General features: G+C 46.1%; 21 protein-coding genes and 1 pseudogene. 9 read left to right on the forward strand and 13 right to left on the reverse strand.

Annotated features, from left to right (window positions below):
• Nucleotides 1–44 precede the first annotated feature (44 nt).
• The 11 genes from trmH to ACWYVB_RS13440 all read right to left on the reverse strand — a co-directional run bounded on the left by trmH (nt 45) and on the right by ACWYVB_RS13440 (nt 11,939).
• On the reverse strand, nt 45–728 hold the full coding sequence (gene trmH, locus ACWYVB_RS13390; protein ID WP_395196852.1) for a tRNA (guanosine(18)-2'-O)-methyltransferase TrmH: 684 nt from the start codon (nt 726–728) through the stop codon (nt 45–47).
• Between the two features lie 52 nt (nt 729–780).
• A complete protein-coding gene (gene spoT, locus ACWYVB_RS13395; RefSeq protein WP_005394948.1) occupies nt 781–2,901 on the reverse strand; it encodes a bifunctional GTP diphosphokinase/guanosine-3',5'-bis pyrophosphate 3'-pyrophosphohydrolase in 2,121 nt (706 codons plus the stop codon).
• Between the two features lie 39 nt (nt 2,902–2,940).
• Complete coding sequence (rpoZ, locus tag ACWYVB_RS13400) at nt 2,941–3,213, reverse strand: DNA-directed RNA polymerase subunit omega (RefSeq protein ID WP_005379346.1); 273 nt, start codon at nt 3,211–3,213, stop codon at nt 2,941–2,943.
• Between the two features lie 181 nt (nt 3,214–3,394).
• On the reverse strand, nt 3,395–4,018 hold the full coding sequence (gene gmk / locus ACWYVB_RS13405) for a guanylate kinase (RefSeq protein ID WP_005394946.1): 624 nt from the start codon (nt 4,016–4,018) through the stop codon (nt 3,395–3,397).
• Between the two features lie 285 nt (nt 4,019–4,303).
• Nucleotides 4,304–5,527 (reverse strand): tetratricopeptide repeat protein, encoded by a 1,224-nt coding sequence (locus ACWYVB_RS13410; RefSeq protein ID WP_395196853.1) that lies wholly within the window; start codon nt 5,525–5,527, stop codon nt 4,304–4,306.
• A 9-nt stretch (nt 5,528–5,536) separates the two neighbouring features.
• Entirely contained in the window at nt 5,537–6,169 is a 633-nt protein-coding gene (locus tag ACWYVB_RS13415) for an energy transducer TonB (protein WP_006741809.1), read from the reverse strand.
• A 4-nt stretch (nt 6,170–6,173) separates the two neighbouring features.
• Entirely contained in the window at nt 6,174–6,581 is a 408-nt protein-coding gene (locus ACWYVB_RS13420) for an ExbD/TolR family protein (protein ID WP_005379359.1), read from the reverse strand.
• A gap of 25 nt (nt 6,582–6,606) precedes the next feature.
• On the reverse strand, nt 6,607–7,134 hold the full coding sequence (locus ACWYVB_RS13425) for a MotA/TolQ/ExbB proton channel family protein (protein ID WP_005379363.1): 528 nt from the start codon (nt 7,132–7,134) through the stop codon (nt 6,607–6,609).
• Nucleotides 7,135–7,143: 9 nt separating this feature from the next.
• Nucleotides 7,144–8,505 (reverse strand): MotA/TolQ/ExbB proton channel family protein, encoded by a 1,362-nt coding sequence (locus ACWYVB_RS13430; protein ID WP_065275018.1) that lies wholly within the window; start codon nt 8,503–8,505, stop codon nt 7,144–7,146.
• Between the two features lie 3 nt (nt 8,506–8,508).
• The gene (locus ACWYVB_RS13435) at nt 8,509–9,273 is read right to left on the reverse strand and encodes a DUF3450 domain-containing protein (protein ID WP_104971145.1); all 765 of its coding nucleotides are present in this window, start codon (nt 9,271–9,273) and stop codon (nt 8,509–8,511) included.
• 65 nt (nt 9,274–9,338) lie between these two features.
• Nucleotides 9,339–11,939 carry a TonB-dependent receptor plug domain-containing protein gene (locus tag ACWYVB_RS13440; protein ID WP_047009405.1) on the reverse strand — a complete coding sequence of 867 codons (2,601 nt, stop codon included), beginning with the start codon at nt 11,937–11,939 and terminating at the stop codon, nt 9,339–9,341.
• A gap of 821 nt (nt 11,940–12,760) precedes the next feature.
• Here ACWYVB_RS13440 and ACWYVB_RS13445 point away from each other — a divergent pair.
• From ACWYVB_RS13445 to ACWYVB_RS13475, 7 genes and pseudogenes are all read left to right on the forward strand, one after another.
• On the forward strand, nt 12,761–13,786 hold the full coding sequence (locus ACWYVB_RS13445) for an ABC transporter permease subunit (protein WP_005394935.1): 1,026 nt from the start codon (nt 12,761–12,763) through the stop codon (nt 13,784–13,786).
• Nucleotide 13,787: 1 nt separating this feature from the next.
• Entirely contained in the window at nt 13,788–14,831 is a 1,044-nt protein-coding gene (locus tag ACWYVB_RS13450) for an ABC transporter permease (RefSeq protein WP_006741815.1), read from the forward strand.
• A 37-nt stretch (nt 14,832–14,868) separates the two neighbouring features.
• Nucleotides 14,869–16,695: an extracellular solute-binding protein gene (locus ACWYVB_RS13455; protein WP_395196856.1), complete on the forward strand. Its 1,827-nt coding sequence runs from the start codon at nt 14,869–14,871 to the stop codon at nt 16,693–16,695.
• A gap of 9 nt (nt 16,696–16,704) precedes the next feature.
• Entirely contained in the window at nt 16,705–17,562 is an 858-nt protein-coding gene (locus ACWYVB_RS13460; protein ID WP_005394932.1) for an ABC transporter ATP-binding protein, read from the forward strand.
• Between the two features lie 35 nt (nt 17,563–17,597).
• Nucleotides 17,598–18,437: an ABC transporter ATP-binding protein gene (locus ACWYVB_RS13465; RefSeq protein ID WP_005394930.1), complete on the forward strand. Its 840-nt coding sequence runs from the start codon at nt 17,598–17,600 to the stop codon at nt 18,435–18,437.
• Nucleotides 18,438–18,603: 166 nt separating this feature from the next.
• Complete coding sequence (locus tag ACWYVB_RS13470) at nt 18,604–19,029, forward strand: phosphate-starvation-inducible protein PsiE (RefSeq protein ID WP_012841209.1); 426 nt, start codon at nt 18,604–18,606, stop codon at nt 19,027–19,029.
• A 238-nt stretch (nt 19,030–19,267) separates the two neighbouring features.
• A pseudogene (locus tag ACWYVB_RS13475) lies at nt 19,268–19,354 on the forward strand (transcription elongation factor GreB); the annotation flags it as partial.
• A 40-nt stretch (nt 19,355–19,394) separates the two neighbouring features.
• Here the strand turns inward: ACWYVB_RS13475 and ACWYVB_RS13480 are convergent.
• Together ACWYVB_RS13480 and ACWYVB_RS13485 are read right to left on the reverse strand one after the other, a co-directional pair.
• On the reverse strand, nt 19,395–19,580 hold the full coding sequence (locus tag ACWYVB_RS13480) for a helix-turn-helix domain-containing protein (protein ID WP_259345204.1): 186 nt from the start codon (nt 19,578–19,580) through the stop codon (nt 19,395–19,397).
• A 12-nt stretch (nt 19,581–19,592) separates the two neighbouring features.
• On the reverse strand, nt 19,593–20,177 hold the full coding sequence (locus tag ACWYVB_RS13485) for an AraC family transcriptional regulator (protein WP_457529159.1): 585 nt from the start codon (nt 20,175–20,177) through the stop codon (nt 19,593–19,595).
• 168 nt (nt 20,178–20,345) lie between these two features.
• Here ACWYVB_RS13485 and lhpI point away from each other — a divergent pair, with 168 nt between their 5' ends.
• Nucleotides 20,346–21,305: a bifunctional Delta(1)-pyrroline-2-carboxylate/Delta(1)-piperideine-2-carboxylate reductase gene (gene lhpI, locus ACWYVB_RS13490; RefSeq protein ID WP_301661362.1), complete on the forward strand. Its 960-nt coding sequence runs from the start codon at nt 20,346–20,348 to the stop codon at nt 21,303–21,305.
• Nucleotides 21,306–21,439: 134 nt separating this feature from the next.
• On the forward strand, nt 21,440–22,924 hold the full coding sequence (gene nhaC / locus ACWYVB_RS13495) for a Na+/H+ antiporter NhaC (protein ID WP_005395761.1): 1,485 nt from the start codon (nt 21,440–21,442) through the stop codon (nt 22,922–22,924).
• Nucleotides 22,925–22,953: the final 29 nt, after the last annotated feature.

The raw sequence follows: 22,953 nt of genomic DNA on the forward strand, positions 1-22,953 counted from the left end.
CTAAATCACGCTCCTTCGTCGCTGTTCAGGATGACGAAAGTCTGTTACTTGCTTTGCATCTCTTGCCACCACGCGTCATCGGCGATGATTTGACCTTCTTCATCGAGTGGTGGGTAAACGAGCCCTTTTCGTTTCGCGACTTTTGCCAGAACAGGGTGACCACGTTCAAAGAGAATACGGTTGATTTTCTCTTTAGGCAGAGCGCTTTCTTCTCGGTCGTACATGCCTGCGGCTTCACGTTGACGTTGCGCTTCATACAAAATTACGGCACTGGCAACCGATACGTTTAGTGACTGCACCATGCCTACCATCGGGATAATTATGTCTTGATCGGCAAGTTGTTTGGCTTGCTCTGAAGCGCCAACTTTTTCGCTGCCTAAAATAATGGCCGTTGGTTTGGTGTAGTCGATTTCGCGAAAGTCGACGGCGGTGTCCGAAAGGTTGGTCACCAAAACCTGCATACCTTGCGCTTTGAGTTCGGTAATCGCAGTTTCAATCGAATCGTGAGTATCCACTTCAACCCAGTTACGCGCGCCTGCTGAGGTATGGCTCAGCGTACGCATTTTATCAGGCCAAATGGCATGAACTTTGTGTAAACCTGTCGCGTCAGCGGTGCGGATCACGGCAGAAACGTTGTTTGGCTTATGCACTTCTTCGAGACAAAGTGTCAGATCAGTTTGGCGAGTTTTTAGGACTTGGTGAATGCGGTTGTAACGTTCTAGGTTCATATTTATTGAGGTATAAAAAATCGCCACCTAACAGAGTAGGTGGCGATAGAGGTTAGTTCTTTCTGCGTCTGACTCGGGTTGCTTGAGGCATTGCCTTAATCTTACGCATGATGCCAGCAAGGTGGACGCGATCTTTCGTCGTCAACAGCACAGTCACAGTGTACAAACGACCATCACGCTCTTCCGTTGAAAGACCATGAATGTTTGACCCTGTTTTCGAGATCACGTTGGTCAGTTCTGCAAGAGCACCTTGGTTGTTAAGCATGTCGACTTTAAGTTCAGCAATGAACTCTTTATCGTAGTCGTCAGACCAAGCGACAGCCATATAACGGTCTGGCTCTTTCTGATAACCGCGAACGTTTGGACATGTTTCTCGGTGAACCACTAAACCACGACCAGGCGATACGTGAGCAATAATGTGATCATCTGGGATTGGATGACAACAATTTGCAAACGTCAGCAATAAGCCTTCTGCGCCACGAATCGGAAGCTTCTTCTTCGAGTCCGTTGGGATTGAGCTTGTTGTCGTGAGCTCTTCGGTATCACCAAGGAGACGACGTGCAATCACAATGCTCATCAACTCACCCAATCCAATAGCTGCCAATAAATCATCGATGCTTTCTAGGCGAAGATCATTCAAGACTTCTTGGATATTTTCTGGATAAATTGAATCAATCGAGTGACGACCAAGTGCGTGATTAAGTAGGCGACGACCTAAAGTAATCGACTCTTCACGACGCATTGTTTTCAGTACTTGACGAATCTTAGTGCGGGCACGAGAAGTCACGACATAGTTCAGCCATGCCGCATTCGGACGCGCACCAGGGGCACTGATAATTTCCACCGTCTGACCGTTTTTCAATGCCTTGCTCAATGGGTAAGGGTTACGGTCAACACGAGCACCAACACAAGAGTTGCCTACATCGGTATGTACGGCATAGGCAAAGTCGACGGCCGTTGCGCCTAAAGGCAATTCAACGATACGACCTTTTGGTGTGAAGACGTAAATCTCATCTGGGAACAGATCCGATTTTACGTTTTCAATGAATTCGAATGAGTTACCTGCGCTTTGTTGTAGCTCTAACAGGCTTTGCATCCAACGCTGAGCTTTCACTTGCGCAGTGGTGCCAGACTTATCGCCTTTGTCTTTATAAGACCAGTGCGCCGCGACACCTTTGTCCGCCATTTGATCCATATCTTCAGTACGGATCTGAACTTCAACAGGTACGCCGTGTGGGCCAACCATAGAAGTATGTAGCGACTGGTAGCCGTTCGCCTTTGGTACCGCGATGTAATCTTTCATGCGACCAGGACGTGGCTTATACAAGCTGTGTACTTGGCCTAAAACGCGATAACAAGTATCAGCGGTATCAACAACGACTCGGAACGCATAGATATCCATGATGGTGTGAAAGCGCTGTTCTTTGGTTTTCATCTTGTTGTAGATAGAGAACAGGTTTTTCTCACGACCAACCACACGAGCGTTCAAGCCAAAATCTTGCAGACGGCCTTCTATTTCGCTGTGAATGCGTTGGATCATCTCTTTACGATTACCACGTGCGGCTTTAACCACTTCTTTTAGTACGCGGTAGCGGTTGGGATATAGCGCTTCAAAGCCCAGCTCTTCGAGTTCGGTTTTGATATTGTGAATACCAAGACGATGAGCGAGTGGCGCGTAAATCTCTAACGTTTCACGAGCAATACGACGCTTTTTATCTGGTCGAAGCGCGCCAAGCGTACGCATGTTGTGCGTGCGGTCAGCCAGTTTGATCAGAATGACGCGGATATCTTGCACCATGGCCAGAACCATCTTACGAAAGTTCTCAGCCTGAGCCTCTTTCCTATCGCGGAATTTGAGTTTGTCCAGTTTAGATACACCATCAACCAATTCTGCGACAGTGTTGCCGAATTTCTCTTCGAGATCTTCTTTAGTTACATCACAGTCTTCAATGACGTCATGCAGCAAAGCAGCTTGGAGGGTTTCGATATCAAGGCGCATTTCGGCCAAGATACGAGCCACAGCGACAGGGTGGATGATGTATGGTTCACCGCTAGAGCGGGTTTGCCCTTCATGGGCATCTCTCGCTACCACATAAGATTGACGCAGAGCCTCAATCTGAGGCTCTGTTAGGTATTCTTGGGCAACGTCTTTGAGGCTATCGAATAGATACAAATTATAGGCCCGGGAGGTTGTTGAATTCTAAAGTCAGAATTAACGGTTGTGAGCGATGCTGCTTACTGCCGCTAGCTCTGCCGCTTCTTGCTCTTGCTGTTCTTGACGTTCACGAGCGTCTAGAACTTCTTTAGTAATTAAACCTTCTTCGATTTCGCGTAGAGCGATAACCGTTGGCTTATCGTTCTCTTCTGGCACTAGTGCATCTTTACCGCCAGTTTGCATTTGACGAGCGCGGCGAGCCGCAATCAGTACTAGGTCGAAACGGTTGCCAACTTTTTCAACAGCGTCTTGAACAGTTACGCGTGCCATGAGGACTCCAAATAGTTAACTAAAATTTTAGAATGACGAGAAAGTATACAACCTAACTACTTTATTTACTAGCAATTAGACAAGCCACCGTTTGTGGACTTTCTCAGGTAGTTTATTGTGTTTTTCGCACTGAGCAAAAAACGAGAAATTCTTTATGTTTTACAGCGTGACTTTTTTGAAGTTACTCTGCTAACAACGCGTCAAGCATACCTTTATATTTAGCAGCTTGCTTTTCTTCCTTCAATCTCTCTGCACGCAAGATGGCTTTAAAGTCCATCAAAGCGGTATCAAAATCGTCGTTTACGATCACGTAGTCGTATTCGCTGTAATGAGAGATTTCTGACTTGGCTTCAGCCATACGTTTTGCGATCACTTCATCGCTATCTTGACCACGAGTGTTCAAGCGACGCTCTAGCTCACCGTTTGATGGTGGCAGGATGAAGATGCTTTTGGCTTCAGGCATTTGCTCACGGATTTGACGTGCGCCTTGCCAGTCGATATCTAGAAAAACGTCGATACCTTTATTTAGCGTTTCTTCAATCCACACACGAGAGGTGCCGTAATAATTACCAAACACTTCAGCGTATTCTAGGAAATCACCTTTAGCGATCAGGGCTTCAAACTCATCTTTCGCTACAAAATGGTAGTGGACACCATTTTCTTCACCAGGTCGCATGTTACGCGTGGTATGAGACACAGACACTTTCATTGCGTAGGTTGGATTGCGTTCCAACATCGCTGAGATCAAGCTAGATTTACCTGCGCCGCTAGGTGCAGATACGATATAGAGAGTACCTTTGCCCATTGTACTGTTCCACTTTTGATTGGATTGATTGAGTGCCGAAGGAAAGTCCGACATTCTTATAACGATAGCACTGGCAATGATAAATCAACCACCAAAGGGATGGATATTGGTGATAATCCCGCCAGAAAAATGGAGGCGAAGAGTATCATGATCTCTATTTTGTTACCAGTTGATCTTTTCGTCTTACTTAAATGTTGAAAAGAGCTCGCATGCGCAAAAACAAACGAAAAAAGGGGAAGCTTTCACTTCCCCAGGCGTGCGACTGACTCACACTTAATCTTCAAATTATCCTTGGGATTCTAGGAAATTTATCCAAGGGCTAACGGTAGACCTAAATTTTGGCGATTGAGCCGCGCCTTTCATTGCCTGTAAGGCCTTTTGTGGCTGTTTAAGCTCGAAATAGGCCATTCCGCGAATGTATTCAAGTTCTGCCTTTTGCTCTTTAGAGGCATTCGATGCCGCGTTTTCTACAAAGCGAGTCGCTTCAGAATACTGCTTGTCTTGTACCATTAAGCGAGCAATCTGAATTTGCGTTTTAGCAGAAGGAGCGATGTTATATGACTTTTTATAAGCGAGAATCGATTTATCTAGCTCTTTAGCTTGCTGCCAGAAGCTGGCCAAGCGGTCATAGTTTTCCTTCGTCTTTTCAATGTTTCCAGATGCCATCTCCTTCTCAAGAGTTTTGGCCGCTTTATATGGAATACCTTGGTAAGCTAAGAAGTTTACAAAACGTAAGTACTCTTTCTCTCCTTCCAGTTTCCCCATTTTGTAAACCATTTCTAAGGTTGCTAAAGAGTTTTGCTCTTGACCCAACTCCATATAAACGCCAGAAAGTTGCATCCAGTAACGCTTTTTCTGAGGGTACTTTGAAGTAAGGGTTTTAAGCACACCGGCAACGCTTTTCAGCTGGCCTAACTCATAGTGAGAGGCAACGAGAATTAAGTACCAAGACTCACTTGGGCTCTTGCTCATCGCAATTGCTTTTTTGGTTGGTGGGATTGCATTTCTGTAATCTTCCAACTGGACATAAGCGCTTGCTAACGTGATATAAGCATGAGCTTGAGGCTTCTCTTTGGTTGTTTCAGCAACTTTGAACCATTCCTTCATCGTTTTCACAGACAACGTGTACTTCTCTTCAGCTAGGTAAAGCTGAGCCAAGCTGTAGCGAACTTGTTGAGCGACTGGAACGGGAAGCGCATCGAGCTTTAATGCCTCGGCAAAGTATTTCGCGGCTTGCACATAATTGTCTTGTAGCGAATACAAAAAGCCCGTTTGCTGAAGTAAAACTGCTCGGTCGTATTTTTTCGAACCTGTGCTTTCTAAAGCGCTTGCTAGTTTTTCTTTCGCTGCTGAATATTTTTCAGTTGCGATCAACTCTTGCACTTTGTTGACGGTTCGAAATGTCCGATCTGATAACTGAGGAGCTTCTTTTGCCATCGTAGGAGCGGCCATTGCCACTCCTGCGAAGAGAATTAAAGAAGCCACTTTGCTTTTCCATAAACTTTTCATGGTGACTCCTTAATTGGTTGAGAACTCTATTTCTTGCGATAGGCGCGAGCTAACAGGTTTCCCGTCAACCAATTTTGGTTTAAATGTCCATTTAGAGACTGTTTTTCTTGCCGCTCGACCGAGGCCTAAGCGTCGTGGTTGCTCTTTAAGAACTTTGATGTCCTCTACGGCACCACGTGCATTTACAGTAAACTCTAGTAAGACAACCCCTTTTTCAATTCCTGCTTTCGCAGCCTTTCTAGGCATTTGAGGCTGGAATGTTGCAAGAGGGGTCGGACCTCCGCTACCCGCTAATTGTGCACCTCCACCCTGGCTATAATGTCCAAGCACCGAGCCACCTGTAACATTTACGGGTAGGTCAAGTTTTGGCATATCCATTGGGGTCTGCTCCATCACCGGTTTTACTGTCGCTGTCACTTTCATTTCTGGCGGCGGCGGCGGACGCTTAGGTGGTGGTGGTTTTGGAAGTTCGCGTTTTTTCTCCTGTATTTTTTCTTCTGGTTTAATGCGAATAAACTCGACCATACGCAGGTCATCATTCGACACTAACTCGTGGCGCTCTTTGTTTACTAGCTTGTCCATCCCCCAGAACAACCCGAGGGAGACAATGAGCGCCAGTGCAATTGAGGCCAGATACCGCATAAGCTTAATCCTTATTGGTTGCGGCAATGGAGATGCTTTCTACACCTGCCATTTTGATCTGGTCCATAACCTTCACGACTACGCCAGCATTTGCTTCAGTGTCGGCTTGGATAACAACTGCGCCATCAGGACTTTCTGCACGAAGACGTTCAATATTCGCGCGAACCGCGTCCACTTCGATGCGGCGTTTATCAACCCAAACATCACCCGCCGCACCAACTGCGACCATGATGTTACCTTTCTTAACGGTTTGCGCTGAGCTTGCCGTCGGACGGTTTACTTCCAGACCTGCTTCTTTTACGAACGATGTTGTTACGATAAAGAAGATCAACATGATAAATACGATGTCGAGCATCGGTGTCATATCGATAGCGGTTTCATCACTGCTATCACTGCTATAGCGTCTTTTCATGACCTATACCTCTAATTCCATTTACTCAGGCAATATGCTTTAGCTTGTCTTCCAGCTTTTGCGTTGTGACTTTGGCTAAATGATCAAGACGTGAACTAAAGAACAGTCCTGATAGAGAAGCCACCATCCCGGCTAAAGTTGGGATTGTTGCCTTTGAGATCCCCGAGGCCATTGCTCGAGGGCTTCCTGTTCCTGTTACCGCTAAGATGTCGAATACTTGGATCATGCCGACAACGGTGCCGAGTAGACCCAGTAGGGGACAAAGTGCAATCAATACTTTCACGATTGGTAGTCCCTTTTTATTCTCAATATCCTGACGAGAAACGATTTCTTGTCGGATCATCTTAGCGTTCCAACTTTGATGCTCTGAGCGCCCTTGCCATGAGCCAACGGCTTTTTTCATGGCTTTTGGAGCGACGGCAGCAAAATAGAACCAACGTTCTAACAATACTGCCCACAGCATAAAGCTGAGGATGAAGATGGCGACGAGTACATCTCCACCCATTCCCAAGAAGCGCCTAATTGATTCAAGTTCTCCAACTAACCACCACATAACGCCTCCTTAGCTTTCGGCTTTATGCAGTTTTTCCTGATAGCGAGCGATGAAGCCTGCACTCTGTTCTTCAAGAGTTTGAACCAAACGACGACCTTTGCTGTGTACGATGGTGTAAAGGAACAGCAATGGAATTGCGACAACCAGACCTAGCATAGTAGTAACAAGAGCTTCAGAAATACCGCCAGCCATCAGTTTAGGATCGCCGGTACCGAACAGAGTAATGGCTTGGAATGTGCCGATCATACCCATTACCGTACCCAGTAGGCCAAGTAGAGGTGCTACAGAAGCAAATAGCTTGATTGAGCTGATGAAGCGTTCAATGCTTGGAGCATTACGTAGAATGATTTCGTCAAGCTTCGCTTCCAGATCTTCAAGGTTGTCACCTTTGTGCTCTTGGTAAGCCTGGATAACTTCACCCAATGGGTTACCAGGAATCACGGTTTCTGATTTTGCTTGCTTACGCATTTTGCCGCCAATCACTTGAAGGCGTAGGAAGCAAACAAGAGCAATGATAGCGCCAACTGCACCCATACCAAGGATGACGTAACCTACAATGCCACCTTGATCAATACGTTCTTGAACGGTAGGGCTTTGTACAAGTAGAGACAGAATTACACCACGGGATGGGTCAATAAACAGTGGCTCATAGCTGTTTGACGCTGACTCAAATCCTGCAACATGACGTGTAATATTGGTGCGAGGCTGTCGAGAGAGTTCTTCGAACTTACCTGTTTGAGGTACATAAGTAACGTACTTACCATCGGCAATCGCGTTAAATTCACCGACAAGAGTGACATCGCGAACCGCTTCTTTACCTTCGCCATAAACAACCGTTGCTTGGGTTGTTGCAGTTTCGCCAGAAGCAACCACTTGTTGGAGAATGGTATGCCAGAAAGCTTCTAGCTCTTGTGTTGACGGCAGTTCTTTACTTTCAGCCAGTTTCGTTAGTAGAGCGTCACGCTCTGGGAACTGAACAGCGTTTTGAGAGGCTGCAAATAAGCCCTTAAACTCTCCCGCATACTGGCGGACCACACCAAACATTTCGCCCAAAGTACCAGAGCGAACACGTAGGGTTTCTGTTAGTTCAGTTAGCTGCTTATCGTTTTCATCAAATGTTGCTTTAAGTTGATCACCCAGTGCTTGCTGCGCTGCTAACTCTTCGCGAGCTTGTTGCAATAATGCCGCTTGCTTATCGCGATTGTTCTTGAACTCAGCTTCACGGGCTTTGTTCTCTTTCGACTCAACGATGCTTTCTGATTTTACGTTTTTAAGTAGTTCAGATAAGTTTTTAGGCGCTTCTGCTTGTACGCCAGAAACCATAAATAAGCTCGCTAGTAGGCCAGCGGCTAGCGTTTTGAATCCTTTCATCTCTTATTCCTCCCCAGCAAATACAGGCAGTTTGATTAGCGCTGGTGGCGCTTGCTTCTTCGCGATACGAAGGCCTTGCTGTACCGCGATGCGGTAGCTTTCTGGTAATGTTTCCCATTGACGTGTTTGTTGGTTCCACATACCTGTCTCACCACCGTCTGGAGATTGGAATAGAAGTGCTGTGCGACCAATACGTAGGAAATCGTAAGTCACGGTTTCACCATTTCGGTCTAGGCTAGCTTTGTAAGATTCGATTGAGCGAGAGAAGCCTTCTTCAATTTGGTACGCTTCCATCACTTTACGGAATTTCTCTGAAGTTGTTACGTCGGCGCGATCCATGAGACGACGCAGTTCTTGAACTCGCTTATTACGCTCTTTTTTCTGGAAAGGCAGATCGAGAGTCACAAACTCGTCGAGTGCATCGATCATTTTTAATGTAAGTGGCACCACTTCTGTTGCCGTTTGATCGATTTGAGCAATTTGGTTATTTAATGAGTCCAACTCGCCTTGCTGCGATTGAACCATACGGTTAATTTGCTCGTTGTAGACTTTCATACTGTCGATTTGACGAAGTAAGCCTTTGTATTCTGCCAACATGCCTTCAGTGCTTTCGGCATAGTTGTCGATTTTTTGTTGCGAAGCTTCTGAAGATTGATTTGCTTTTGCTTGTGTGGAAACGACAGCACCAGAGTTGGCCGCTACAGAGCTACTACTGATAGTAAGCAATGCTGCAGCTATGGCACTGAGACCAAATTCCTTGAATTTCATGGTTGCATCCTTGTCAGTGTTTTAGTCAGTCGAAAAGGGCGCGGAAAACCCGCGCCAAATATTTTTTAGAAGTCGTATGATGCCTCGATGTAAAGCTGACGGCCGATTGGATCGTCATATCCAGTTGCATAGAATGGAGAGGTATCATTTAGAGGATCGGCAGGCGGTACCTTGTCAAACATGTTGATAGCACCAAGAGTTACACGACCACTCTCGTTGAACTGGTAAGAAGCCGTTAGGTTCCATGTTGTCATGCTCGCGATTTCTGCTTTGTAACCAGCTTTCTTAGCAGAGTCACAGTCATCAAAGTAGTAACGGTTCGCATAGCTTGAACACATACGGTCACGGTATTTACCAAATAGGTTGATAGCGACATCTTCGTATGCCCAGCCAAGGTTTAACGTTGCGGTGTATTCAGGCATGAAATCTCTTTCATCCGTTACTGGCTCACTGTCGTTTTCTTGATATTCAGCAATCAAGATCTTAGTTACAGCTACGCGCGTATTGAATGAACCGAACTCATTAGTGTCGTAAGCATATTTCACAGCAAGGTCAACACCAGAACGCTCTTCATATGACTGGTTGACTGGGCCGTAAGATACGGACTTGATTGTACCGTCTGTATTACGAACTACTTCTGTGCCTGGGTATTTACCTGGATCGTTAATTACGTCTTGGTAAGTTGGTGCTGTTACGACGTCTTCCATCTTGATGTGGTACCAGTCAACGGTTACGCCAAGGTCATCCACAGGTTCCCACGCTAGACCCAAGTTAATGTTTGTACTTGTTTCTTCTTTCAGCTCAGAGTTAGGGCCGTTAAGCGTATCGAAGTATTGAGTATCACACTCTGGGTACTTATCTTTATCTTGTGGGCCGCTACCACCAGCGTTGGCACAAAGCACAGGGTCAAAACCAGAGCCAAAGCCTCGAGTTTGATCGCCAAATAGTCGTTTCAAGTCTGGAGCTCGGAAACCTAGACCGTAGCTACCACGAAGCAATAGAGTGTCAGTAGGACGGTATGCTAGTGCTACTTTAGGAGTGAAGGCTCCGCCTGTTGCCGAGTCGTCGAAGTAGTGGTCATAACGACCAGCGACAGTCATTTCCAAATCTTCAATGATAGGAATTAGGGCTTCGACACCAAGACCAATCTGATCACGGTCACCGCCACCTGATGTTCCGCCTAGACCAGAGAAACCACCAGCCGCTGTTGTCGCATCAATCGTTTCGTTGTAGTCAGTACGGTTCCATTCACCATAAACAGCAAAGCCAGACATACCAGCAGGCAGTTCAACCAAATCACCGGCCAGTGAGCCGTTAACAGAGTAAAGCTTTGAGTAGGCTTCTTTGCTTGATGTGCCGCTGTATTTGTTTACAACGTCTTGAGAGATAGGCCCTAGAAGATCGACATCGCCATTTTGTACGGCTTGATCAAGAGTTAGGAAGATTGCTGGGTTGCTTGTTTCAACGCTTTGCTCAGAGTAACCAGCTGATAGGTCCCAATCATACGTATCAGCAAGCAGGCCGTTCAAGCCTAAGGTTAAGCCAAAAGAATCGGCTTCAGTGTTACTTTCGCGTGGGCCAAATTCGACCATGCGGCGAGTGTATTCGCCTTCGCCGCGGAAGTGAGTGGCATCAACTTCGACACTGTATGGGTTAGGTTCGAATTCAGATTCTGTAGACTTATAGCCAAAGCGCGCTTCTGCCATGGCAGTGACATTGTCGTTAATGTCCATCTCACCGCGTAAAAGCAGGTCTACTTGTTTGTTCTCTGGTTTCAACGTTCGGTATGCAGAGCGGTTAACACCACACTTGCCATCCGCTCGTTCAATAGCGGCATCACCAACGACTTCTTTACATGAAGAACCAGCATCAGCTGGTGTTAGAAGTGTTCCGTTTGCGCCTTCAAAGTTTGCACCGTAGCTAGAATAACCACTTAGCTGAGAACGGCTAGAACCGTCATCGCCAGCCCAATCATCTCGGTCAGATTGCTTAAGCATTTCGTTGCCCGCAAATTGGCCAACGAAGAGAATACGTTTATCGTCAAAATCTTTACCGGCAACAACGTCTAAACGGCCATTTTGGTAGCCACCATCTGTTGCGTCACCCGCACGTACTTTTACAGAAACGCCATCAAAGTCTTTCTTTAAAATGAAGTTTACGACACCGCCGATCGCGTCGGAGCCGTAGATAGCGGAACCTGAATCAGTCATTACTTCAACACGCTCGATAGCGGCAACAGGGATTTGACCAATGTCTTGGAAGTTAGATGTGCCATCTTGAGCCAGTGGGTATTGAGGAAGGCGACGACCATCGATAAGAATCAATGTGCGTGAAGCGCCAAGACCACGTAAGTTGACTGACTGTGCTGCAGGTGTGAATGAGAAAGAGTTCGTTTGAGCCATTACACCACCGGTGTTTTGAGTCAAACTGTTCAACACGTCTTGCGCGCTGTTAAAACCTTTAGATTCAATATCTTTACTATTAATAACAGTAACTGGTGAAGGACCTTCCATATCTGTCGTGGAGATACGCGAACCAGTAACTTTCATCTTTTGAAGTTTTTCAACTTGTTGCTCTTCTGCCAGTGCTGTTGCTGGGGCTACGACTGCTGCTGTCCCTAACGCAAGGCTTATCGCAACAGATAAAGCGGTTGTGTTTTTATACATCCTTGTTGCTCCGATTATTATTATTTCCTATGTCTGGCCGCATAGCGGCCAATTGTGACGTTAATATTTCGTTAACGTTCGGCCAATGTATAACCGAGATGAAAAAAGGAAGTCAAACCAGTGGTAAACGGGGATGCTTAAATGTAAAAAAGATGTAAATAACTAGGGTTAGTTTAAAACGCGGAATAAAAAACTAAATAGCCTTACCAAGGCGACATCAAATTTCAATAAAACACCGTATTTTGTGTTTCTTATAAACTTTAATGACTTATCTTGCCTATGGTTTTTTAGTGGGTAATTGAATCTGAAAAAAGATATTTTTCCAGTGAATTGTTCTGAGATGAGTTTTATATCGAATCCATACTTTGGTGACTCGAACTTATAGGATGGTATCAAAATATGATACCCATTGCTGTAAAAGGGCTCACTCGTATTTTTAGGTCAAATATACATGTGGTGGATATGTCTATTTATTCCATATATTTGCATTTTTATGTAGGGTTTTGGCTCTAAACAGCCTAGATTGATATTCTGTGTGAATTATTTTTGTGGTTTTTTATAATTTTTTACAAAAACATTTCTGTTTTTCGACTTCGGAGGAAGTTTGTCATGTTTTGGTTTCAAACACTTGAAGCTGATGTGGATTCAAGATAAATATGACGCTGAAATTATTGCAGTAGTAGAAAAGTCTGGTTCTTGAAACGCAGGGAGTGTGTTTCAACAGTTTTAGTTACTACGAGATAAATATGCACCACTTTAGGCGGGGTAACTTCCTCTTTCACTCCGCCTGAATTGGACAGTAGACAAGGAGCAAGTTGTATATGCTGTCGTACTTTTTACGCCGTTTGGCGTTGGTGATACCAACGTTTCTCGGGATAACTATTCTTATCTTTGCTATCACTCGTTTCGTGCCGGGCGGACCTGTTGAACGCATGTTGTCACAAATGCAGTCTCAAGGGGATGGTGCCGCATCAATGACGTCTGCTGGTGGCAATACCGCCCTTTCTGATGATCAAATCGCTGAGCTAAATGCGTTTTACGGTCTGGATAAGCCAGTGACAGAAGCGTATGTGGAGTGGCTAAGTCGCTTGGTCGTGCTAGACCTTGGTGAGTCAACACGTTACTACGAGCCTGTCTCTGACATGATTGCAGAGCGTTTACCTGTGTCGTTATTTTATGGCGGCATGACCTTTTTTATCAGTTATTTTATCTCGATCCCTCTTGGTTATTACAAGGCGCTCAAGCACGGCTCTGTGTTTGATTCCGCTTCTTCAATACTCATCTTTGTGGGCTATGCCTTGCCTGGCTATGTGGTGGGTGTATTGCTCATCACGCTATTTAGTTATCACTTGGAATGGTTTCCGATGGGAGGCTTTGTCGGCGATGACTTCGACGATTACGAAACTTTCTTTGAACGCGCCAAGGACATCATGTGGCACGCGGTGTTGCCTTTAATCTGTTACCTCATTGGCGACTTTGCAACACTGACAATGACGATGAAAAACAACCTGATGGAAAACCTTTCTTCAGACTATATCCGTACAGCTATCGCGAAGGGCTTACCTTTCAAAAAGGCGGTTCGTAAGCACGCGTTGCGTAACAGCTTAATCCCAATCGCGAGTCACTTTGGTAACTCTTTGTTGTTCTTCATGACTGGTGCCTTCCTGATTGAAGTTATCTTCAATATTGATGGCATTGGCTTATTGGGTTACGAATCAATCATGGAGCGTGATTACCCCGTTGTTATGGGTATTGTCGCCATTAATGCGCTGTTGCTGCTCATTGGTAACATTATTTCAGATATTTGTGTTGCTTTAGTCGACCCACGTGTGAAGTTTGGAGCGTAACATGATTAAAGTTAGTCCATTAACTCAAAAGAAAATTCGCCACTTTAAAGAGATCAAACGAGGTTATTGGTCGTTTGTCATTCTCTCAATCATGTTGATCTTGTCGCTCTTTGCTGAACTTCTGATTAATAGTAAAGCGCTAGTCGTCAAGTACGATGGTAGCTACTATTTTCCTGTTGTCAGTGATGTCCGTTTAGGCAGTGAATTTGGCCAAGAGTCATCCAGCGAAGCGGATTATCGCGTACTGCAAAAAGCGTTTGAGGCCGAAGGGGGCGACAACTTTGTTATTTTGCCGCTTGTGCCATGGAACCCATATGAACAAGATTTTAGTGGTGATTTCCCGCCAACAGCGCCTAGTGCCGAAAACAAGCATTATTTAGGTACAGATGTGATAGGTCGCGATATTTTGGCGCGACTTGTCTACGGCTTTAGAACGGCAATGGGATTTGCGTTGCTCACTATGGCAATTTCCTACGCGATTGGTACCGCAGTTGGTTGTGCTATGGGTTTTTGGGGCGGTAAATTTGACTTGTTTGTACAGCGACTTATCGAAATCTGGTCAATGGTGCCGTTTTTGTACGTCATTATGATTCTTGTCTCAATCGTTCAACCGACGTTCGCTCTCTTTGTCGCTATTAACGTGCTTTTCACTTGGATGGGGATGACATGGTACATGCGAACCATGACCTATAAAGAAGCGGCACGAGAATACGTAATGGCGGCACGTGCTCTGGGGGCATCGACGGGACGTATTTTGTTTAATCACATCCTACCGAATACGATGGTAATGATTGTGACATTGGCTCCGTTCACTATTGCAGCAAACATCACTGCGCTGACCGCTTTGGATTATCTAGGCTTAGGCTTGATGCCACCAACGCCAAGTTGGGGTGAGCTGCTACAACAAGGTAAGTCAAACTTAGACTCGCCATGGATTGTTGCTTCAGTGGTTACTTCCATTGTGTTGGTACTGGTAATGGTGACCTTTATTGGTGAAGCCATTCGAGCGGCCTTCGACCCGAAAAAATTCACACGCTATGTTTAAGCGAGCATTGTGAGCAAAACATAAAAAGGGAAGTTTTATGAAGAAATTATTTTTAGCGTCCACGCTGAGCGCCCTGAGTTTTGGTGCAATGTCAGCAACGCTTCCGACTGACTTAAACTGGCAAACAAACTGGGATGAGCCTCAATATGGTTCGCCTGAAGCGAAACGTGGAGGGACCTATCGCACCTTCATGTCAAGTTTTCCTCAGACGTTACGTAGTGTTGGCCCAGACGCTAATGCGGGGTTGCGTTCCTTTATCTTGGATGAGACCCCTGGATTGGTGGTTCGCCACCCAGATACTTTAGAGTTCATCCCTGAACTTGCTAACGAGTGGGCATTAGCTGGCGACAATAAAACCGTCTATTTCAAACTCAACCCAGAAGCTAAATGGTCGGACGGCAAGCCTGTGACTGCCGACGATTTTGTATTCATGCTTAAGTTTTATCGTTCTAAGGATATCCTAGAGCCTTGGTACAACGATTATTACAACAAAACCATTGCGGATGTTATTAAGTACGACGCTCATACGTTTGCTGTTAAGGCCGCGAAAGAGTTCAATCCGGAAGAATTGTTGCTACGAATGGGGGCTTTACGCCCACGTCCCGCACACTTTTATGCCAACCCTTCAAAGGATGAAAATGGTGATGGTATTCACGACAACTTTGTCCGTTACTACAACTTTAAGAGTGAACCAACAACCAGTGCGTACTACCTAGATGATATCAAAAAAGGTAGAAGTGTGACTTTCAAACATGTTGGTGAAGATTGGTGGGGTTACAGCAATAAGTACTACCAAAATCGCTACAATGTCGACAAGATTCGCATCACAGTGATCCGCGATAGCGATATTGCGATGAAGCATTTTGAAAAGGGTAAGTTGGATGCATTTGGTCTGGTTCTGCCAAGTCTATGGCACGATAAATCGAACACAGAACCGTACCAAAAAGGCTACATTCAAAAGTTCTGGGGTTACAACCAATTTCCAGTCGGTGCGGGCGGCGTATGGATGAACACCGCGATGCCTTTACTGGATGATTTAAACGTTCGCAAGGGCATTACCTACGCAATTGATTTTGATGGCATGATTGAGAACATCATGCGTGGTGACTACTCCCGTAAGCCAAACCCGACGGGTTATGGCCATGGTAAATACACCCTACCAGACGCAAAAGCACCGAAATTTGACCCCACAAAAGCGGCCGAGGCATTCGCAGCCGCAGGCTTTAACAAAATTGGTTCCGATGGTATTCGTGTCAATGATAAAGGTGAGCGTTTAAGCTTCGAGCTGACCTACGGAACACCTGTTCATACTCCTCGTATTGCTTTTTTACGTGAGCAAGCCAAGCTAGCAGGGTTGGATATTGAGCTCAAGTTGGTTGATGGCTCATCCATGTTCAAATACGTCCGTGAGAAAAAGCACGATTTGGCTTTCTTAGATATGGGTACGTCCGAGATCCCAACGTATTGGGAGTACTTCCATTCAGTCAATGCGAACAAGCCGCAAACTAACTCTTTCACAAACTACAGCACGCCAGAGCTGGATGAAAAGATCATCGAGTATCGTTTTAGCATGGATATGGATAAAAAGATCCAGCTAGGTCATGAGATTCAGCGTGACATCATTGATGCGCACGTTATCGTAACAGGCTACATGATTCCTTATGTCCGCTACGGTCACTGGCGCTGGCTAAAGTTTCCTGATAAGCCAATGAATCGCATGACAGAGGCGTTGTTCAGTGGTGGCATCATAGGGGATGGCACTTACTGGATTGATAGCGATATCAAGAAAGAAACCAAACAAGCGATGAAATCAGGCAAAGCTTTTGAACCTGTCGTCGCCGTAGATGACACTTATAAGCTGTAAGGATTGGTTATGGAAAACGATGTAATCCTAAGTGTTAAAGATCTCGAAGTTGAATTCACCACCGATGATGGACCAGTGAAGGTGCTGCATGGTGTGAACTTTGATGTGAGAGCTGGACGTACACTCGGTCTGGTGGGAGAGTCAGGCAGTGGTAAGAGCGTAACCTCAATGTCGATCATGGGGCTTTTACCTAAGCCATATGGCAACATCATCAAAGGTGAAGTGAATTATCGCGGCACCAACCTAGTTGATTTGCCTGCGGAAGAGATGTACGCCATGCGTGGCGATCGCATTTCGATCATCTTCCAAGATCCGATGACGGCGCTCAATCCAGTACACACTATTGGTCGTCAAATATGTGAAGTGCTTGAACTCCATCGACCAGAGCTCGACAAAAAGGAGCGGGAGGCTTTCTCGATTGAGATGCTGGCAAAAGTCAAAATCCCAATGCCAGAGAAGCGATTGAATGAGTATCCCCATAACCTATCTGGCGGTATGCGCCAGCGTGTCATGATCGCGATGGCGTTGGCCTGTAAGCCGGATATTCTGATTTGTGATGAACCGACTACGGCGTTGGATGTTACGGTTCAGGCGTCTATCCTTGAACTGATGAACGAGCTTCAGGAAGAAACAGGCATGGCGATGATCTTCATTACTCACGACCTCGGGGTTGTGGCTGAAGTGTGTGATGATGTTGCCGTGATGTATGGTGGGCGTATTGTCGAAAAAGCAGAAATTTTTGAGTTGTTTGATAACCCGCAGCACCCATACACAGAGCGTTTGATGGGGTTGATGCCGAGCTTAGATAATGAGCCGAAGCAGATGATCGATATCAAGCCTATTGATGCCAGTATGTTTGCCAGTTAACTGGGCAAAGTGAACGAGTCATAAAAGAGGATGTTATGGCAAAAGAAGTATTAAGAATTGAAAATCTTAAGCAGCACTTTGTTTCTGGTAAAGGGCTGTTCAAGAAAGGCTACACCATCAAAGCGGTAGACGGGGTTTCACTGTCTGTTTCTGAAGGTGAAACACTGGGGCTAGTTGGTGAGTCAGGTTGTGGTAAAAGCACCCTTGGTCGCACGATCTTAAAGTTATACGAGCCAACGGAAGGTAAGATTTTCTTTGAAGGTAAAGACATCACTAAACTGTCTGTCAAAGAGATGCGATCGCTGCGTAAAGACATGCAAATCGTCTTTCAAGACCCAATGGAATCACTCAATCAGCGTCATACCATCGGTATGATTCTAGAAGAACCGTTTGTTATTCATAAAATCGGTACGCCAGCCGAGCGCAAACAGTGGGTAAAAGAGCTTTTAATCAAAGTGGGCTTGCCAGAAACGGCAGTCAACCGCTATCCACATGAGTTTTCAGGCGGCCAACGTCAGCGTATCGGTATTGCTCGTGCGATTGCATTGAAGCCTAAATTACTGATTTGTGACGAATCGGTATCTGCGCTAGATGTATCGGTACAGGCACAAATCTTGAACCTATTACTACAACTGCAACAAGAGATGAACTTGGCGATCATCTTTATCTCTCACGATCTCTCTGTGGTGAAACACGTTTCAGACAAAGTTGCCGTGATGTATTTTGGTAAAGTGGTAGAAGCAGGCAGCGCGAAAGAAATTTATGCAAACCCGCAAAACGAGTACACCAAGAAACTCCTATCTGCGATTCCGATCACCCACCCTAAATATCGGAAGAAAAAGCGCCTGGCTGAAAAAAAGCAGCAAGTGGCGTAAGTGATGCCACAGGTCCTATAACACAAAAACGCTCCGCCAAATAAGCGGAGCGTTTTTATAGGCCTATGTTAGGTCTTGGTGTCGATTGGCGCTTGAGTATTATGATTGATTGAAGATCGTTGCATGCTAAACTCAAGGCCTATCTTATTTGTCTGGATAATGGACCATGCCGTCGAATTTACCGAAATCCTTTAGTCGACCGTTCCTGAAAATCTTCCATATTTTGGAGGCGGTATTACTAGTCTCTATTACCTTGGCGACGTTGTACGCCATGATGCAAGAGTTTGTACACGTATTTGTCGAGAAGCGTGTCTTACTCACGGATATTCTTTTGATGTTTATCTATCTGGAAGTGCTCGCCATGGTGCAGCAGTTCGTGATGAACGGAAAAATTCCGGTACGCTATCCTATCTATATCGCGATGATGGCGATCGCCCGCTATATCACACTAGGAATGAAAGAACTGGATGCGGTTTTGGTTGTGTGGTTATCTCTGGCAGCGTTTATCTTAGCTGCGGCAACCTTGCTCATCAGAGTCGGGCATCATTATTGGCCCTACGTTGATAACAGAACCTTGGAAAAAGATGAATAAAAGAAAGTCCCGCACTAGCGGGGCTTTTTTGTTTCAATACTCGATGACTTTTAGATGATTCAATGTTTGGAACTGTCTTTCTGAGCGTGTGTTTTTATTAAAAAAAACAAAACATTAAGCTTTTTATTCATATTTGAAGACTTTTTGAATCAGTTTGGACACTAGAAAACTGCTTGTTAATGCTGGTGGCCTGTTCATGGATAGATACACAGGGGCAATGCCCATGAGGGGTCTAAGACTAAAAATAGAAGTCGACGATGAGTTTAGCGTCAAAACCCCAGAAGGTTACAAAGAGTGGTTTGTGAACGCCATTCACTACTCATAAATGACGTTGTTCAGCCTGTAGTTAGGCCTAGTGCATACGTTTAGCGCGACTTTCGGCGTACGTCACTAGGCGAATGCTGAAAGCTGCGTTTGTAGGCACGAGAAAAACTCGACAGCTGCGCAAACCCAACTTCGGCGGCAAGTTCTGTCATAGGCATATGGCTGTTACGCAGCAAAAATTGTGCTTTTTGCATGCGTCTCTGCATCACGTATTTTTGTGGTGTCACTCCAAACTGCCTTTAGCATAAGCAGTAAAAATGGCTTTCGCTGAGGTGCATCGCCTGAGCTAGCTGAGCATTGGTTAACGCAGTCGAAATGTTTTGATCGATATACGTATTCAAATGGCAGGCTTCTAAGCGACGATGCGGGGCTGGTGAGGTGACACTGGATGACATTTGCCCAAGCTGCGTTAAAAATAATGACACGAGCTGGCAGTTTATCTGCGGTGACATTTGGCTCTGACTGACTTTCTGCGCAGCAAAGTCCAGCAATATCTGACTTTCTGTACCCAGGTCTAGGAAGTAAGGCTGCTGAAATACCGATTCCTTTAATGACAAGTTACACGCTTGTTCCAGCGCTTGGATGTAAGGATCAGCTGGCGCTAAGTCGATGACCAATAACTCACTATCTTCACTTAAACCATTATAAAAATGAGGGGCATTGTCGGGCACTATCGCCACTGTGCCATGGCCTATATTTCCACTTTCGCGTTCAAACTCGCACGCCATTGTGCCTCGCCAGCCTAACAATACCTGAGCGTAGCTGTGCAGGTGTTGGCCCTGGCGTCTGGCAATAACATTTCTTCTTATCTGAGTTTGATTCACAGTGAGTTTCCTACTTGTATCCGCGCGCTTAGTTTCCCCAATGTAGCTTTTCCTTTCCCAAAGTTTTTCAGTTCCGGAGTCTGGGTTAAATACCGCAGAGTCTCGGGCAAATGAATGGCGCTATTAATAGATAAAATAACAATATATTAACAAGGAAGGAAGAATGACATGCAACTTAACCAGCAACAGGTTCGCGACGCACTAGCTTGGCTACCATTGGTCGACGCTTTAAAAGATATTTTTACCCGTGATGTAACGGCGCCTATTCGTCACCATCACACGATGAATGTGCCGCAAGACCCTAGCGCGACCTTGTTATTAATGCCGGCATGGATTGAAGGCGAGTACTTGGGCGTAAAACAGGTGAATGTCTTTCCGGGGAATTCTGCGCGTAATCAACCTGGACTCAGCAGTCACTATTTACTGAGTTGTGGTCAGACAGGGCAAATGCTGGCTCAGATCGATGGCAATGAGCTCACCGCGCGCAGAACTGCGGCGGCTTCGGCACTAGCTTCTCGTTACCTCTCGCGTGAAACGGCCAGTAAAATGTTGATGGTTGGGGCAGGACGCGTTGCACGACGCCTAGTACCAGCCCATATGAGTGTACGTCCAATTGAAACTGTTCATGTGTGGGATATTAATCCGGCTGCGGCAGAGCAATTGGCGACAGAATTGCGTGATGAGGGCGTTGATGCCATTGTATGCTCCGATGAGCAACTAGAAACGGTCGCGCGTGAAGCCGATCTCATTAGCTGTGCCACGCTTTCAACCGAGCCCCTAATTAAAGGTGAGTGGCTGAAGCCGGGCACGCACTTAGATTTGGTGGGGAGCTTTACGCCGACAATGCGCGAGACCGACAACGAAGCGTTACAGAGAGCGAATGTATTCGTGGATGTGAAGGCGGCGGCACTGGTTGAAACGGGCGAGTTGATCATGCCTATCCGTGACGGGGCGATTACCGAAGAGAAGATTTTAGCGGACTTTTCGGTGTTGTGTCGTGGCCAACATGCAGGACGTGCAGAGCTCGACGAACCAGAAACGGCGATCACGTTGTTTAAATCGGTTGGCGACTCTCGTGAAGATCTGGCGGGCGCGATTCTGGCTTATCAGTCAGTGCAGGGTGCGTAAATCGTAATCAGGCCGACGCATATCTTGGCTTTTCTTTTGCCCTGCTTGCGGCTTTGTTATCCGCTATCAGGCTTTCCATGCGCGCCGCACCTTTTCAGGTGCGGTCCCTCGCGACGTGATTTGGAAAAAGACCTATGACTAAAAAGAACTCAGATTATACGGCGCCACCACCACTAGGCTTGGCTGTCGTACCGATTATCCTCACCATTGGCTTGTTAGCGACACAGATTTTTTATTATGACGACTTTACTCCACATATCGCGTTAGCGATTGGTTTTGCTATTACCGCGTTAGTTGGCTGGTACCAAGGGCTGCGTTGGCAGGACATCGAATCCGGCGCATTTCGTGTCTTACACGTGGCGATGCCCTCCATTGCGACCCTTATTGTAGTAGGGATGCTGGTAAGTACGTGGATAGCCAGTGGCACGGTGCCAACCCTTATTTATTACGGCTTAGTCTTGATTGAGCCGGAGTGGTTTTTGGCAGCCACCATGCTGTTGTGCTCTTTGGTATCTCTTTCGATTGGTTCGAGTTGGACAACCGTGGGCACGGTCGGCCTGGCGTTGGTTGGAATCGGTTTTGCGTTTGGTATTCCAGCATATTGGACGGCGGGTGCTGTTGTCTCAGGCGCTTTTTTCGGCGACAAGATCTCACCGTTATCGGACACCACTAACCTTGCAGCCGCCGTAACAGAAACCAATGTATTTGCTCATATTCGCAATATGATGCCGACAACCATTCCAGCCATGCTGATCGCTTTGACGCTGTACTCGATTCTTGGTGGTGCAGTGATGGGGGATGCGACCTCTGACGCTCAACAACAGCTACAACAAATCACCGCGATTCAATCGGGCATGGAGAGTCATTTCTTACTCGGTTTGTTGCCTTTACTGCCGCTCTTGGTGGTGATGCTATTGGCGTTTTACAAAATAGCACCGATCCCAGCCCTGTTTATTGGCTTTGTTCTTGGCGCTGGTGTCGCGGTTCACAATTACGATTACAACCTGAATGACATTCTCACGTTTGCCCACAGTGGATACAAGATAGAGACCGGATCGGCCGCGTTGGATAACTTGCTAAATCGCGGTGGCGTTACCTCAATGACTTGGGTGATCACTTTGATGATGTTTGCGTTGGCATTTGGTGGTGCACTGGAGCGGACTGGGTGTTTAGAGTCGGTCGTGAATGCCGTGATGAAGTCGACACGAGGTTTCAAAGGGTTACAAACGAATGCCATTCTTACTTCCGTTGCGACCAACGCCGTGTCGGGTGATGTGTACCTCTCGATTGCTTTACCTGGGCGTATGTTTGGTCCGCAATATGACAAGTTGGGCTATAGCCGACTCAACCTTTCCAGAGCGATTGAAGAAGGGGGAACCTTAGTCTCGCCATTGATCCCTTGGAATGCGGGTGGTGCATTTGTTATGGGAACTTTGGGGCTGATTGTCGCACCAGGCGATTACAGTGCTTTGTTGTATGCACCGTTGGCGTTTGCTTGTTGGTTATCACCTGCGATTGGCATTTTATACGCCCAGACAGGGTGGTTCTCAAAGCGTGTGGAGCAAGAGGCGCCGGCAAGTACAGAGCCTGTCTCACCAGCGAGTAGCAGTACCCATTAAACCGTATCCAATCATTCTTTAGCTAAGCC

The organism is Vibrio sp. JZG10 (genome assembly GCF_054064075.1).